At 61.1% G+C, this 14,329-nt stretch carries 11 protein-coding genes; 9 read left to right on the top strand and 2 right to left on the bottom strand.

What is annotated here, in order from left to right; genetic code table 11:
• Nucleotides 1–28: 28 nt before the first annotated feature.
• The 8 genes from HB376_RS14410 (at nucleotide 29) to HB376_RS14445 (ending at nucleotide 9,733) form a co-directional block, all read left to right on the top strand.
• The gene (locus HB376_RS14410) at nucleotides 29–319 is read left to right on the top strand and encodes a DUF1272 domain-containing protein (RefSeq protein ID WP_213764330.1); all 291 of its coding nucleotides are present in this window, start codon (nucleotides 29–31) and stop codon (nucleotides 317–319) included.
• A gap of 185 nt (nucleotides 320–504) precedes the next feature.
• Nucleotides 505–1,044 carry a formaldehyde-activating enzyme gene (gene fae, locus HB376_RS14415; RefSeq protein ID WP_213764331.1) on the top strand — a complete coding sequence of 180 codons (540 nt, stop codon included), beginning with the start codon at nucleotides 505–507 and terminating at the stop codon, nucleotides 1,042–1,044.
• 95 nt (nucleotides 1,045–1,139) lie between these two features.
• Entirely contained in the window at nucleotides 1,140–2,177 is a 1,038-nt protein-coding gene (locus HB376_RS14420) for an aldo/keto reductase (protein ID WP_213764332.1), read from the top strand.
• Nucleotides 2,174–3,619: an NAD-dependent succinate-semialdehyde dehydrogenase gene (locus tag HB376_RS14425; RefSeq protein ID WP_213764333.1), complete on the top strand. Its 1,446-nt coding sequence runs from the start codon at nucleotides 2,174–2,176 to the stop codon at nucleotides 3,617–3,619. Before HB376_RS14420 ends, HB376_RS14425 begins: the two co-directional genes overlap by 4 nt.
• Nucleotides 3,620–3,713: 94 nt before the next feature.
• The gene (locus HB376_RS14430) at nucleotides 3,714–5,123 is read left to right on the top strand and encodes an MFS transporter (protein WP_213764334.1); all 1,410 of its coding nucleotides are present in this window, start codon (nucleotides 3,714–3,716) and stop codon (nucleotides 5,121–5,123) included.
• A 358-nt stretch (nucleotides 5,124–5,481) separates the two neighbouring features.
• Nucleotides 5,482–6,042: a fimbrial protein gene (locus tag HB376_RS14435; RefSeq protein ID WP_213764335.1), complete on the top strand. Its 561-nt coding sequence runs from the start codon at nucleotides 5,482–5,484 to the stop codon at nucleotides 6,040–6,042.
• Nucleotides 6,043–6,128: 86 nt separating this feature from the next.
• Nucleotides 6,129–6,872 (top strand): fimbria/pilus periplasmic chaperone, encoded by a 744-nt coding sequence (locus tag HB376_RS14440; protein ID WP_213764336.1) that lies wholly within the window; start codon nucleotides 6,129–6,131, stop codon nucleotides 6,870–6,872.
• Between the two features lie 179 nt (nucleotides 6,873–7,051).
• On the top strand, nucleotides 7,052–9,733 hold the full coding sequence (locus HB376_RS14445) for a fimbria/pilus outer membrane usher protein (protein ID WP_213764337.1): 2,682 nt from the start codon (nucleotides 7,052–7,054) through the stop codon (nucleotides 9,731–9,733).
• A 230-nt stretch (nucleotides 9,734–9,963) separates the two neighbouring features.
• Here the strand turns inward: HB376_RS14445 and HB376_RS14450 are convergent, their stop codons facing one another.
• A complete protein-coding gene (locus HB376_RS14450; protein ID WP_213764338.1) occupies nucleotides 9,964–10,833 on the bottom strand; it encodes a LysR family transcriptional regulator in 870 nt (289 codons plus the stop codon).
• Between the two features lie 297 nt (nucleotides 10,834–11,130).
• On the opposite strand from HB376_RS14450, the gene HB376_RS14455 reads away from it, so the two are divergent.
• Nucleotides 11,131–13,515 carry a GNAT family N-acetyltransferase gene (locus HB376_RS14455; protein ID WP_213764339.1) on the top strand — a complete coding sequence of 795 codons (2,385 nt, stop codon included), beginning with the start codon at nucleotides 11,131–11,133 and terminating at the stop codon, nucleotides 13,513–13,515.
• 105 nt (nucleotides 13,516–13,620) lie between these two features.
• On the opposite strand, the gene HB376_RS14460 is transcribed toward HB376_RS14455, so the two are convergent.
• On the bottom strand, nucleotides 13,621–14,166 hold the full coding sequence (locus HB376_RS14460; RefSeq protein WP_213764340.1) for a hypothetical protein: 546 nt from the start codon (nucleotides 14,164–14,166) through the stop codon (nucleotides 13,621–13,623).
• Nucleotides 14,167–14,329 lie beyond the last annotated feature (163 nt).

Genomic DNA, 14,329 nt, shown 5'->3' on the forward strand with positions numbered 1-14,329 from the left:
CTAAACTGCAAAAAAGGAGATATCGATCATGCTTGCCTTGCGTCCCTCTTGTGAATGCTGTGGAAAAGCGCTGCCGCCGGACGCGCGCGACGCGATGATCTGCAGCTTCGAATGCACGTTCTGCGAAGCCTGCGTGTTGTCCCGGCTCAGCAACGTGTGCCCCAATTGCGGCGGCGGTTTCCAGCTCCGCCCGATTCGGCCGAAAGCCATGCTCGAGCACCGGCCGGCCTCAACCGACGTGCACCCGTCCGGCGTGAATGAACAAGCGCATCGCGCATTCTTCGATCGCTACAGCGCGATCCCGCCCGCCGAACGATAAACGCAAGCAGGCCTGAAGGCCGTCAGCCGATGACGTCGCCTTCGTCCTGATCGTCGTGTTCCCGAGTCAGGGCATTCCCTGATCTGAGCGGCGCTCATACCCATCCGCACGAATCGTCGATTCCTCCTCATCGACGTGCGCTCGCACAATCTGTTCATCGATCCACTCCATGAACGGAAGCCACCATGCCAACACCCCAAACCGGCCGCACCCTCCATATTGGCGAGGGCTTTGATGGCCCGGGCGTCAATCTCGCTCACATCAACGTGCTCGTCGGGCCGCGCAACGGCCCCGCGGGCCAAGCGTTCGCCACCGCACTTGCTACGCCTTCGGCCGGCCACGCGCCGTTTGTCGTCATTGCGCAACCTGGGGTGCCGACCAAACCGCTCACGCTGTATGTCAACAAGGCCCCCATTGCCGGTGAATTTCACGGCAACGCAACCTGGGGGGCGTCGCAGGCAGGCATTGCGAAGGCCGTCGCTGAATCGCTCGAAGACGGCACATTGCCGCCTGAAGCGGAAAACGATTGGGTGGTGGTAACGGCGAACTGGGTGAACCCGTCTACCGACGATCTCGACGCCGTTTTTCGCAACAACTACCGTGCGACGAAAAACGCTCTCAAGGCCGCCATGCTCGGCTTGCCGTCGAAGGAAGACGTGTTCGCGGCCGCGCGTGAAGTATCGAATCCGTTCTACACACCCCGCTTGCCGCAGGCAGCCCTCTAATGCAGGCAGCCTTCTAATGCAGGCAGCCCTCTGAAAATCAGCGTGCCGGTGCCGTGCGTCGGCAACCGTCGCCACGCGTCATGGAGACTCGAAGAATGGAATTTGTCCGTCTTGGCCAGTCAGGCCTGAAAGTATCGCGCCTGTGTCTCGGCACCATGAATATGGGCACCCCGCAATGGAAGCCCTGGATTTTCGACGAACAAAAGAGTGAACCCATCGTCCGCCACGCGCTGGAGGCCGGGGTGAACTTCATCGACCTGGCGGATTTCTATTCGGCCGGCGTTGGAGAGGAGGTCGTCGGCCGCATTCTCGGACGTCTTGCGCGGCGCGAGGAAATCGTGGTGACGACCAAGGTCGGCTATGACATGGGTTTGTATCAGAACGCCGGTGGTCATTCGCGCAAACACGTGCTCGACGGTATCGACGCATCGTTGCGGAGGCTGGGCATGGACTATGTCGACATCTACATGCTGCATTACTTCGATACCGCCACGCCCGTGGAGGAAACCATGGGCGCGCTGAACGACATCGTCCGTTCGGGCAAGGCGCGTTATATCGGGGTATCGACCATGTACACGTGGCAACTGGCGAAGATTGTCCAGATCTGCGAGCGGCATGGCTGGCACAAGCCTATCAACATGCAGTTGCAGTTGAATCTTGCATACCGCGAGGAAGAGCGAGAAATGATGCCGTATTGCGCCGACCAGGGATTGGGCGTGTCCGTCTTCAGCCCGCTGGCGCGCGGTCTCCTGACGTGCGACCCCGCGTCCACGCGCAACCAGACCGACTTCTTCACGTCGCAAATGTACGGCGACGCGGCGTCACGGGAGATTGCGGCGTCGGTGGCGCGCGTGGCGAAACGGCGTGGCGTGAGCGCGGCGCAGATCGCGCAGGCGTGGGTGCTCCAGCGCGATGGCGTCGCCAGCATGCTGGTCGGTGCGGATTCACCTGCCCAGTTCGATAGCGCGCTCAGTGCGCTCGGCACCCACCTGGACGCGGACGAACTGTACGAACTCGAGCGCAACTACACGCCATGCGATGTCATCAATGACTACACGGCCGGGCGTCGTACCGCACGCGAATCTCGCGCGCCACAAGGTGAATTCGTTCAACCGATGAAGGACGCCGCATGAATCTGCTTCGCAAAGAGCATTACATCGATGGCGCCTGGCACAAAAGCGCGGAGACTTACGCCGTCCGCAATCCAGCTACGGGAGAAGTGATCGCACATATCGCGAAGGCCGGCGTAGCGCAAACGCACCAAGCCATCCGCGCTGCGGAGATCGCGTTTCCCGTTTGGCGCTCACTCACCGCGAAAGAGCGTGGGACGCGCATCAGGCGCTGGGGTGAACTGATGCTGGAGCATCGCGATGCGCTCGCCGAACTGCTGACGCGTGAGCAAGGCAAGCCGCTCGCGGAAGCAAAAGGCGAAGTGGCCTACGCCGCAAGCTTCCTCGAATGGTTTGCCGAAGAAGCGAAACGCAGCTACGGAGATGTGATCCCGAGTTCGAAACCCGGCTCGAAGATTATCGTGACGCGTGAGCCGGTCGGCGTGGTCGCCGCCATCACGCCCTGGAACTTCCCGCTTGCCATGATCACGCGCAAGGCAGGCCCCGCGTTGGCGGCTGGTTGCACGATGGTGCTGAAGCCGTCCGAGGAAACGCCGTTGAGCGCGTTGGCACTCGCTGTGCTCGCGGCGCAAGCCGGCATCCCGGCAGGCGTGTTCAACGTCGTATCCGGAGACGCTGTTGCGATTGGCGCGACGTTGACCGCATCGCCCGCGGTCCGCAAGTTGTCATTCACCGGATCGACGCGTGTAGGCAAGCTGCTCGCCGCGCAATCCGCCGACACGTTAAAGAAACTCTCTCTGGAACTCGGGGGTAATGCGCCGTTCATTGTGTTCGACGACGCCGATCTCGACGCTGCAGTACAAGGCGCGATGGCATCGAAGTTCCGCAACACGGGCCAGACCTGCGTTTGCGTGAACCGGTTTTTCGTGCAGGCGGGCGTGTACGCCGCATTCACTCAACGCCTGACCGAGGCAGTACGCAAGCTTCGGGTAGGGGACGCGCTCGAGCAGGAAGTCGATCAGGGGCCGCTTATCAACGAGGCCGCATTCAGGAAGGTCGGCGATCATGTCCAGGACGCGTTGAGCAAGGGCGCGACAGTACTGACCGGCGGACGCCCACATGCGCTGGGTGGGACGTTCTACGAACCGACGGTGCTCGCTCACGCGAACCGCACCATGTTGATCGCTCAGGAAGAAACGTTTGGACCGGTGGCGGCTTGTTTCCGCTTCGAGACGGAGGCGGAAGCGATCACGCTTGCCAACGACACTCCGTTCGGACTTGCCGCGTATTTCTACACGCGCGACCTGGGCCGCGCGTGGCGGGTGGCCGACGCACTCGAGACGGGCATGGTGGGTATCAACGAAGGAATCATATCGACGGAGGTGGCGCCGTTTGGAGGCGTCAAGCAGTCAGGCCTTGGCCGTGAGGGATCGAAGTATGGCCTCGATGAATACATGGAAATGAAGTACATGATGATCAGCGGCCTGATGGGCATTGACCGCTGAACGCCGAAAGGTGCCGGCTATGCACCAGGCAGCGTCGCCGCCCGCGCATAGCCGGCATCAGCGCAATTGAAGAACATATAGGTAAGGAGACGCAGTGAGTCATCAGGACACGTCAAGCAGTGCATTCCCGATCAGTCCGCCGCCTCATGCGGGCACAACGCCTGTCCGTACGCAAGCGCCGCAGACGCCGAAACCGGTGTTACTCGACGACATTCCGTTAAACCGGTTTCACATGAAAATTGCGGGCCTGACGTTTGGTGCGCACTTCACCGAGGGTTATGCGCTCGGCACGGTGGGATACGCGCTGGCATCGATGAACCGGCAGATGCCACTCGATTCATTCTGGATGGGAGCAATTGGCAGTTCCGCTTTGATCGGGATTTTCCTTGGCAGCCTGGTATTTGGCCGGCTGTCGGATCGACTCGGTCGCCAGCGCATTTTTCTCAGTAGTTTTGTCATCATCACAGTAGCGGCGTTCCTGCAATTCTTCGCTACCTCACCTATGGAGCTCTTCGCGTTGCGGGTGTTGATCGGCTTTGGAATGGGGGGTGACTTCACGGTCGGTCATGCCATTCTCGCTGAGTTTTCGCCACGCAAGCATCGTGGTGCATTACTCGGCTCGTTCAGTGTGGTGTGGACAATCGGTTATGTCGTGGCGAATGTGCTCGGCATGTCCTATGGAGACGCATCACCGGACGCGTGGCGCTGGCTTCTTGCCTCCGCGAGTCTTCCTGCGTTCATCGTGCTGCTGTTGCGTATCGGTACGCCGGAGTCGCCGCGTTGGCTGCTGGGCCAGGGACGGGCGAAGGAGGCGCACGACATCGTGCGCAAGCATTTCGGTCCAGACGTGATACTCGACGCGGAGGATGCAATTGCCGGCATCCATACGAAACAAGGCTACGGGCGGCTGTTTCAGCCAGACCTGATCCGCCGGACGCTGTTTAATTGCGGTTTCTTCGTCTGTCTGGTCATTCCGTACTTCGCCATCTACACGTTCCTGCCGGGTATTCTGAAGGTGATCGGGCTGAGCAACGGTTTCGGTGCGGACCTGTTGCTCAATGCCGTGCTCGTGATCGGCGCGGTGCTGGGAATCTGGCTGACGATCAAATTACCGCGTCGACACTTCCTGATCGGATCGTTTGCCGTGACCTGCGCGATGCTCGTGGCCATGAGTTTGCTGCCGTCGTCCGCCACGCTCGCCATGATTGTTGCGTTCGCTGTCTTCACCCTGACCATGTCGGCGTTCAGCAATCTCGTTGGCGTCTTCCCGCCGGAATGCTTTCCGACGGAAGTACGCGCGTCGGGTGTCGGGCTGGCTATTGCATGCAGTCGGCTTGGTTCAGCGATCGGCACGTTCCTGTTGCCGGTGGGTATCGCGGAAATCGGGTTTCACTACACGATGATGGTCCTGGCCGGCGTGCTGTTGATCGGCATGATCGTATCCATTGCATGGGCACCCGAGACACGCAACCTTACCTTGCGTGCCGCGAGCAGTTCGTCATAACGAGCCACGCCACCGGCTAAGCACAGCCTCCCGAAAAGTCTCACCTCAAAAAGGCGTCCGCATTGCGGACGCCTTTTTGCTTTCAGAAACGCGCATCGCCTCCCTCACACACTCTCCATTTCGTTTTTAGGAATTCTCAGTTTTGTCCTAATTCTTTCGGAGAGTTCCGAGGGTCATCTGAGGTGCCCGGTCTTAATATTCATTCACTCGCAGACGAACCGGTTCATCGCCTCCCACACGAATCCAGACGATGAAAAAACAGGTGGCTCGCACTGCGCGCTCAGCATCGTGGGACGAAGTAGTCCTAAGCGCTGTAAGTGTCTACAAACCCACATTCATTTCTCTATTGGAAACGTTCATGAAATCCTTCATCTCTACCCTCGCTGCTGCTGCAACCTTGGCCACCCTGGCGCTCGCTTCAACCGGTGCAAGCGCTGCTGACGGCACGATCACTTTCACGGGCGCCGTGACCGATACGACTTGCTCGATCGATGCAAAAGCGGCTGGCGCCGCTGACAAGAACGTCACGTTGCCGACGGTGACGGACAGCACGCTGGGTGCCCCAGGCGCAACGGCCGGTACGACAGGCGCGACCGATCTGACCTTTGCGCTGAGCGGCTGCTCGACCGAAACGAAGGCAGTCGCCCGTTTCGAAAACGGCCCGACGATCGACCAGAGCACCGGTTATCTGACGAACCAGGCACCGGCCGGTGCGCAGAACGTTCAGGTTCGTTTGCTCAACGCATCGCGTCTGCCCATCAACGTGGTCACAGGCGCAAACAACGACCTGGCAGGCAACGGCGCGGCGATCGTGTCGGGTGCCGCGAACCTGCAGTACTTCGCTGAGTACTACGCCACCGGCAAGGCCACAGCCGGCCCGGTCAATACCTCGGTCCAGTACACGGTCGACTACCAATAAGCCGTATCAGCAGGCATCTGCGGGGTGCAGATGCCTGTTTTTTTACCGAAATTTCGAGATACGTTTTTCACGGAGAAACATCAATCATGAAGTCCATTAGTCGAATTGCATGTGGTTTGGGTCTGGTCGCAGCCCTCTTGGCCAGCAGTGCGGGCGCGAGCGTGACCGTGAGCGGCACGCGGGTGGTGTATCCCCTTGAAAATCGTGAGGTGACGGTCAAGCTGACCAACAATCGCGCTGAACCGTCGCTGGTGCAGGTGTGGATGGACAAGGGCAATGCGGACGCCAAGCCGAGTGAAGCGAGCGCGCCGTTCGTGCTGACGCCGCCGATCTTTCGCATGGATGCCAACAAATCGCAGACGCTGCGCATGATGTACACGGGTGATGCGCTGCCGCAGGACCGCGAGTCGGTATTCTGGCTGAACGTGCTCGACGTGCCGCCCAAGACCGCGAAGAGCACCGAGTCCAACACGCTGCAGTTTGCGTTCCGCACCCGCATCAAGGTGTTTGCGCGTCCGAAGGGCTTGCCCGGCACGGCCGACGAAGCGGCCGGAAAGGTGACCTGGAAGCTTGTACCGTCAGCCGACAGCAAGGGCTACGACGTGAAGGCGACGAACCCGACGGCGTACTACGTGTCGTTCAGCAAGATCGACGTGGTGGGTGCAGGCCAGACCTATACGAACGACATTGGCGGGATGGTCGAGCCGCGCGGCACCGCGCAGTTCCCGATCAAGAACCTGAAGACGGTTCCCGCCAACGCGCACGTCAAGTATCAGGGTATCAGCGATTTCGGCGGCGCCCTGCCGTTCGAAGCACCTATGACCCCGTAAGGCCCCGCAAGACTCGCCGTAAGGCTTCGCCCCGCACCGGGGCGAATTGAAGGTGTCGCGGGCCATATCGAGCCGACGCCTTCCCTCAACACTCAACACGCGTTTTACCGAGCGGACTGTCCGAACAGCCCGGTGGGTCAAGTCGCGTCTGAATTGACCTAACCATCGCAGGCTGAATCATGAAACTCGCTGCTCAAACCGCATTCAATGCTCAGTACCCGGTCGCATTCCGGCTGCGCCTGAAGCCGCTTGCCGCGATCGCTTTCTCGATGATGGCGTGCGGTGCAATTTCTCAAGCCGTGGCGGAGGCCGCGACAACGCCGCAAACCCAGACCGGCGCCATCGATGAAGTCAGTTTCGACAACATGTATCTGCGCGGAGACGCGGGCACGGCCATCGACACCAGCCGTTTCACGCGCGGCAACGCGGTGACCCCGGGAACGTATTCGGTCGACCTGATCGTGAATGGCGCGCGTTTGGCGCGTGAAGACATTCGCTTTGTTTCAACCGACGGCAAGCCGGGCTCAACGCCTTGTTTCAACCGCGCGTTGTTGCAGCGCGCGGGCGTGGATCTGGCGAAGGCCGATGCGGCCGCGGGACGTGGCGCGGCAACGACTGCGGCAACAACTACTGCCAACGCCGACACCTGCGCTGAAATTGGCGCGATCGTACCGGGCGCGACGGTCGATTTCGACTTCACGCAGCAGACGCTCGAACTGAGCGTGCCGCAAGCGTTCATGAAGAACTCGGCACGCGGTTATGTGCCGCCCGAACAGTGGGACCAGGGCGTCAACGGTGGTTTCATCAGCTACAACGCGAACACGTATCACACGGCGAGCTCGGGCGTCGGTTCGAGCCAGAGCTACCTCGGCCTGAGCGCCGGCCTGAACATTGGCGCGTGGCATATCCGCCACCAATCGTCGATATCGACCGGAACTGGTCAAAAGACGCAATTCGACAACATCGCGACCTACGCACAGCGCGACGTGACGAAACTCGGGTCACAACTGACCGTGGGCGATACGAGCACGACCGGCGAGATCTTCGACAGCGTGTCGTTTCGCGGCGTGCAACTGGCCACCGACGACCGCATGCTGCCTGAATCGATGCGCGGTTACGCGCCGGTCGTACGTGGTACCGCTGAAACGAACGCCCGCGTGACGATTCGCCAAAACGGCCAGGTGCTGGAGGAAACGAACGTTGCGCCGGGCCCGTTTGAAATCAACGATCTCTACTCGACCGGCTACGGCGGCGATCTGGTGGTGACCGTGACGGAAGCCGATGGCCGCAGCAAGGAATTCACGGTGCCGTTTGCGTCGGTGGCGCAATTGCTGCGCCCCGGCGTCACGCGTTTCAGCGCGACCGCCGGCCAGTTGCGCAATGATTCGCTCGATACGAAACCCGTCTTCGCCCAGTTCACCATCCAGCGCGGCCTGACCAACACGGTCACCGTTTACGGCGGCGCGGTCGCATCGAGCGGGTACGGTGCAGTGAACGTGGGCGGTGCGTTGAACACGGGTATCGGCGCATTCTCGATGGACGTGACGGGCGCCTTCACCAGCATCCCGAACGCGCAGTCGATGCACGGCACGAGCTTGCGCGTGGGCTACAGCAAGTTCATTGCGGCCACAGATACGAACGTATCGGTGGCCGCGTACCGCTTCTCGACGGCGGGTTACATGAACCTGAACGATGCCGCGTCGGTACGGGACATTGCAGATCACGGTGGCGATATCAACTCGGTTTATCGGCAGCGTAACCGCATGCAGGTGTCGATCAACCAAAAGCTGGGCGACCACGGCACGATGTTCGTGACGGGCTCGTCGCAGAACTACTGGAACCACGGTGGTAACGACACGCTGTTCCAGGCCGGCTACACCAACGCGTTCAAGTACGGAACGTACAGCCTGACGGCGGGGCGCACGCGGTCAATGGATGGCCAGATGTCGAACGAATTCATGTTGAGCACGACCATTCCGCTAGGCCACAAGGCGCATGCGCCGATGCTGACCACGAACGCCTCACATACCTCCGATGGCGCCACGAACATGCAGGCGAACGTGAGTGGTTCGCTGGGTGAAACGAACCAGTTCTCGTACAACGGATATGGCACGTATAACGCGGGCGGCAGTTCGGCCAACAACGGCAACGCGGGTTTGAGCGCGACGTATCGTGCGCCTTATGCGACGTTGAATGCATCGGCGAGCGCGGGTGGCGGCACGCGTCAGGTGTCGGCCGGCGTGCAGGGTTCGGTGGTGGCGCATCCGGGCGGGGTGACTTTATCGCAGACGGTGGGCGACACGATCGGGATTGTAGAGGCGCCTGCTGCAGCCGGTGCGATGGTGACGAGTTCACCGGGAACGAAGGTGGATTCACGCGGTTATGCGGTGGTTCCGTACTTGTCGCCTTACACCATGAACGAAGTGGATATTGACCCGAAGGGCACGTCCACCGATGTCGAATTTAAATCGACATCGGCGCAAGTGGCGCCGCGTGCAGGCTCTATAGTGATGATGAAGTACGAGACGGTGAGTGGTCGGGCGGCATTGATTCAGGCGCCGAAACTGGGTGGTGGAGCGTTACCCTTTGGAGCGAGTGTGGAAGACGAACAAGGCAAGAGCGTGGGTGTGGTCGGTCAGGACAGCAGAATATTTGCACGTGGTCTTGAGGATCAGGGAGCGCTGACGGTGAAGTGGGGAAATGGCCCGGTCGAACAATGCCGGATTGCTTATACGCTGCCGAAGAAAGATGCGAAGGCGTATAACCCCGGGTATTTGTCGCTGCAGTCGCATTGCGTGTTGGGAAGTGAAATGGTGGCGGGGGCGGCCAACGCTGCGATGCCGGCGAGTGTTGCACGGTAAAGATTGGTCCGGCTGACGTTTGAACAACTGAGCGAAATATAATGACCGGAATCATTCCCCGAGGCTGCTGAATGCGTATGGCTGTCCTGCTTATTTGCATGAGGCAGTGCCCGCCGCGGATCGGCGAATGCAAAAGCAAGCTTCGCCATTTCATACCGGCTGGCATCCAGTTGAACGATGCTTCCGGTTAAGGTCCTTATCGTACTTCTATCTTAAGTTGAGACTGCCGTTCAAACGGGCTGGGCAGTTTCGTGGCACAACCAATCGGCGAAGCCGGTCACGGTGCTGGCGTCGCGGTGAGCTTCCGGTACGTCCAGCCAGTATCCGAATGGTCCGCTGATCTCGACGTCCGACATCCTCACCAAAGCACCCTCGGTCAACTCATCGGCAATCATGTTCAGATCCACAACGGCCAAGCCTACCCCGCGTCGCGCCGCATGGATTGCCTGCTGCAGATTCGAAAATTCAATACCGTTCTCGGCATAACGCGGTGGCAGTCCCGCTTTCGCCAGCCAGTCCGGCCAGAGGTTCAGACGCACATCCTCATGAAGCACGTGAAGCGCGGGCAATCGATCCAGCAATATCTCGACCGGTGTCCCGCTGAACGACGCCGATCCCACTAGCGCGTGCCGCTCTACGATCAGCAGTTCCGACCACCCATGCGCCGCAGCGTCGCGCCCGAAGCGCACGCTGCAATGACATTCGTCGCTTTCCTGCGTACGAATAGACAGATCGACGTCCGGCAACTGGTCCGCCAGTGCCCCTAGCCGCGACGAAAACCACTGCGTGGCGAACGTGGGCGGCAATGACACAATCAAACGCTTGCGCTCGACGCTTCCCGTCAGGTGACGCGTTCCGCGCTCGATCACGTCAAATGCCTCTGTCACCGACGGCATCAGCAACACGCCTGCCTGCGTCAAGCGGATCCCTTTATGGTCGCGCTCGAAAAGCTTCACGCCCAGTGACTCTTCCAGTAGCCTGATCTGACGGCTTACGGCTCCTTGTGTGACACACAACGCTCGCGCCGCGCGATTGAAACTCAAATGACGCGCCGTTTCTTCGAAGAAACGCAACGCAATCAACGATGGAAGATGTCGCATAGTGATTCCTGACCGCCCAACCTTCTCGGTTTTCTTTGTGGCCGAGTAGACGTACGTACCTCCACGTGCCTCCTCTGCGAACCAGAATCGCTCCTGTCCCGCGTTTGATTAAATTACCTTGGTTCCCGGTACGAAACAATAGTCCGTTCGGTTGACGCCGAAACAAAATGAATTCTCATATCGGGCATCAGGAAATGTGAGGACGGTTGTTGGAAAAGGCGGGACATAGGCCGACCGGCTAGTAGTTGGGGGCGCGCGAATCGCCTATGCTGGATACATCCCGGATATGGAGGCCGCATGACCGTACGTAATCTCGACGCACTGTTTAACCCGAAGTCGATTGCCGTGATCGGGGCGTCGCTGCGTGCGGGCAGTATTGGCGAAATGGTGTGGTCGCGGCTGAGCGCCGCCAACTTCGCGGGCCCGGTCTGGCCGGTGAATCCGAAGCATCGTCAGTTGAACGGGGCCGCGGTGTTTGCGCATATCGACGACTTGCCGGAGATACCGACCGTGGCGGTGCTGTGCACGCCACCACCCACATGGCCCGAGATCGTCAGCCAACTGGGAGAGCGTGGCACGCGGGCGGTGGTCATAATCGGGCAGGCGGGGGAGCCGAAGGGCCGCGACTGGACACACCGTACGCTGGCGGCTGCGCGGCCATTTTTGCTGCGTGTGGTCGGTCCGGCGAGTGTCGGCGTGATGACCCCAGCTGTGGGCGCTGTGCTGGGGGCGCCGTCATGCGCCATTGCGGCGGGCGGGGTAGCGTGGGTATCGGCGTCGAACGCGTTGACCAACGGTGTGATGGGCTGGGCGAACGCACGTGGCCTGGGTTTTTCGCGGGTGGTCGCGCTGGGCGACGAGGCTGACGTCGACGTGGGCGATATCCTCGACTTCCTCGCAAGCGACTCACGGACGCGCGCGATCCTGATGGCCATCGAATCGGTGCGAATGGCGCGCAAATTCATGTCGGCTGCGCGGGCGGCGGCGCGCAACAAACCCGTGCTGGTTTTGCGCACAGGTCACGACGATCCTTTCGACGCGCTTTACAGCGCCGCTTTCCGGCGCGCCGGCCTGGTAAGGGTGGACTCGCTCGACGATCTGCTCGATGAAATAGAGACCCTCGGCGTGGGTCGCGTGGCCGCAAGCGACCGGGCGACCGTCATCACCAGCGATCGTGGCGTGGCCGCGCTCGCCGCCGACGCGTTCGCCGCGGCCGGCGATGCGCTCGCGCTCTGGCCCGAGGCCGCGCGCGTGTCAGTCGCCGCCGTGCTGCCGCGTGCGCGTCTGGAGAACCCATTGCAACTCGGAGACACTGCAACCGCCGCAGACTTCGGTGCGGCGCTCGAAGCGCTGGCGCCGCATCGCGAGACCGGGACGGCGTTCGTGGTCCACGCGCCAACACACACCGCGCCTGTTGCGGAAGTCGCGCGCGTGTTGATCGAGCAGCAAAGCCACGCGTATCGCGGTTTGCTGACCTGCTTTTTCGGCTGCGTCGACCAGGCCACGCGCGACGCGTTGCATGCCCACGGCATTCCCGTCCATACCACGCCTCAACGCCTTGCGCGGGGTTTCGCGCGGCTCGTAGATTATCGGCAGGGTCGCGAGTTGTTGATGCAGACGCCCGACGGGCCGCGCCCTCAGACGCTAGTTGCGCTGGACAGCGCGCAGGCTCAGGTCATGGCCGCATTGACTGCGGGCGTCGCGGAACTGGACGGCGAGCGGGCGTCGCGGGTGCTGGCGCAGTTTGGCCTGGTGGTGAAGGCGGGATCAGCGGGGCCAGGGAGCGAAGACACTATCGAAATCGATGTCCGCTTGCTGAACCATCGCGTGTTCGGACCGGTGTTCGAATTCAAGGCTGTTGGCGCACTCGGGCTACCGGACGCGTTGCACGAATTCGCCTTTCCGCCGCTCAACCCGGTGCTGGCGCGTGACCTCGTGATGCATTCACCCAGAGCGCGCGAACTCCCGGCGGAGAACTTGCTGATGGCGTTGACGGGGCTGTCGCAGGCTGTTTGCGAGATCGAGCAGATTGTCGCGTTACGGTTGACGGTGCGCGTGACCCGCCAGGCGGTCGTGGTCTATGAACCGCATCTGACGCTGGCTGCGCACCGCACGCCGCTCGCCATTCAGCCGTATCCGCGGCAACTGGAGGAGGCTCTCGACTGGAACGGCTTGCGTATCACCGTGCGGCCTATCCGTCCCGACGACGAAGCCGCCCATAGTGCTTTCGTCGCCGCGATGACACCGGACGATCTGCGTCTGCGGTTTTTCAGCTCCGTGCGCAGTTTCGATCACTCGCAACTCGCTCGGATGACGCAGATCGACTATGACCGAGAGATGGCGTTTATCGCCGTCACGGGTGAACACGACAGTATCGAGACGCTGGGGGTGGTGCGCGCCGTTGCCGATCCGGACAACGAGACGGCTGAGTTCGCGGTCGCGGTGCGCTCGGACCAGAAGGGCAAGCGGCTGGGAACGTTGCTGTTGACTCGGATCATCGCGTATTGCCGGGCACGCGGGACACGCTGGCTGGTCGGCGAGGCGTTGCGCGAGAACACCGGCATGATCGGACTCGCGCGCCGTTTAGGATTCGAGATAACGGCCACGGAGGATCCGGGCGTAACCGGTTTCAGGATGCGGCTCGCCGAAGCAGACGCAAAAGCCGACGCGCTGCCGTCATGAAGGCTATGAAGATCGTGCAGGTGAAGATCGCCGGCATCCGGCCGCCGTAGTGAGCGACCAGAATGCGTGCTGCAGCATGCTTGCCCGCGACCGTTGCTCTTCGAATCAGGCAGGCAGCTTTGCGAGCGCTTCGTCGACCTGTGCGCGCGATACAGCCAGCTCGTCTAGCCATGCATCGGCATAAGTGCTACCGGTTTCACGCTCCAGACGCGCGATCGTCGCCGCGCAACGCGTAGCGTCCTTAGGCGTAGCAATAAACGCTTTCACCGACGCGCCCGACGTGAACGCTTCGAACAGCGGAACGCGAATGTCGTCCGGCAGGGCGCGAGTGGTCCATTGATACGGCTTGCCATTGAACGACAACTGCGGCGGCATCACGCGTTCTTTCTTCGCTGCGGGAATCAGGCCGAAATTGCGGGCTGCATCGGCGATCTGGTCGGCCGTAAAGAGTTCGTCCGCGCTAATGTCAAACTGCTTGATAAACGTTTCGATCGACTGCATTGCGGCCGCGCGGTCGTCGCGTTTTTGCTGCGCGCGAGCGACAATATCGCGCAGCTCGTCCGCTTCCTCGCTCGTGATCGTGAAGCTGGACTGTTTTTGCTGAAGTTCGGAGAAGCGCTGAAATTCGGGATCGGAGAGGAGTTTCGCCATTGCCTTGCGTAGAAAAAGACGCGAAACGTCGCGTGAAGCGACGATCCGCTTTTTGAGAGGGTCGCCATTCTAACGCGTCGCGCGGATCTGGAAGTTGGCGAATCCGCCAACCGGATCGTCTCAACGAAGCGAGCCGGCTCTTCCCGCCGGATCGTCCCAACGA

The organism is Caballeronia sp. dw_19 (assembly GCF_018449515.1).
Classification (GTDB): domain Bacteria; phylum Pseudomonadota; class Gammaproteobacteria; order Burkholderiales; family Burkholderiaceae; genus Caballeronia.

Coding starts and splice junctions, on each gene's coding strand:
- HB376_RS14445 (WP_213764337.1), top strand. CDS start 7,052: ATGAAACTCGCTGCTCAAACCGCATTCAATGCTCAGTACCCGGTCGCA.
- HB376_RS14455 (WP_213764339.1), top strand. CDS start 11,131: ATGACCGTACGTAATCTCGACGCACTGTTTAACCCGAAGTCGATTGCC.
- HB376_RS14440 (WP_213764336.1), top strand. CDS start 6,129: ATGAAGTCCATTAGTCGAATTGCATGTGGTTTGGGTCTGGTCGCAGCC.
- HB376_RS14425 (WP_213764333.1), top strand. CDS start 2,174: ATGAATCTGCTTCGCAAAGAGCATTACATCGATGGCGCCTGGCACAAA.
- HB376_RS14420 (WP_213764332.1), top strand. CDS start 1,140: ATGGAATTTGTCCGTCTTGGCCAGTCAGGCCTGAAAGTATCGCGCCTG.
- HB376_RS14410 (WP_213764330.1), top strand. CDS start 29: ATGCTTGCCTTGCGTCCCTCTTGTGAATGCTGTGGAAAAGCGCTGCCG.
- HB376_RS14450 (WP_213764338.1), bottom strand. CDS start 10,833: ATGCGACATCTTCCATCGTTGATTGCGTTGCGTTTCTTCGAAGAAACG.
- HB376_RS14460 (WP_213764340.1), bottom strand. CDS start 14,166: ATGGCGAAACTCCTCTCCGATCCCGAATTTCAGCGCTTCTCCGAACTT.
- fae (WP_213764331.1), top strand. CDS start 505: ATGCCAACACCCCAAACCGGCCGCACCCTCCATATTGGCGAGGGCTTT.
- HB376_RS14435 (WP_213764335.1), top strand. CDS start 5,482: ATGAAATCCTTCATCTCTACCCTCGCTGCTGCTGCAACCTTGGCCACC.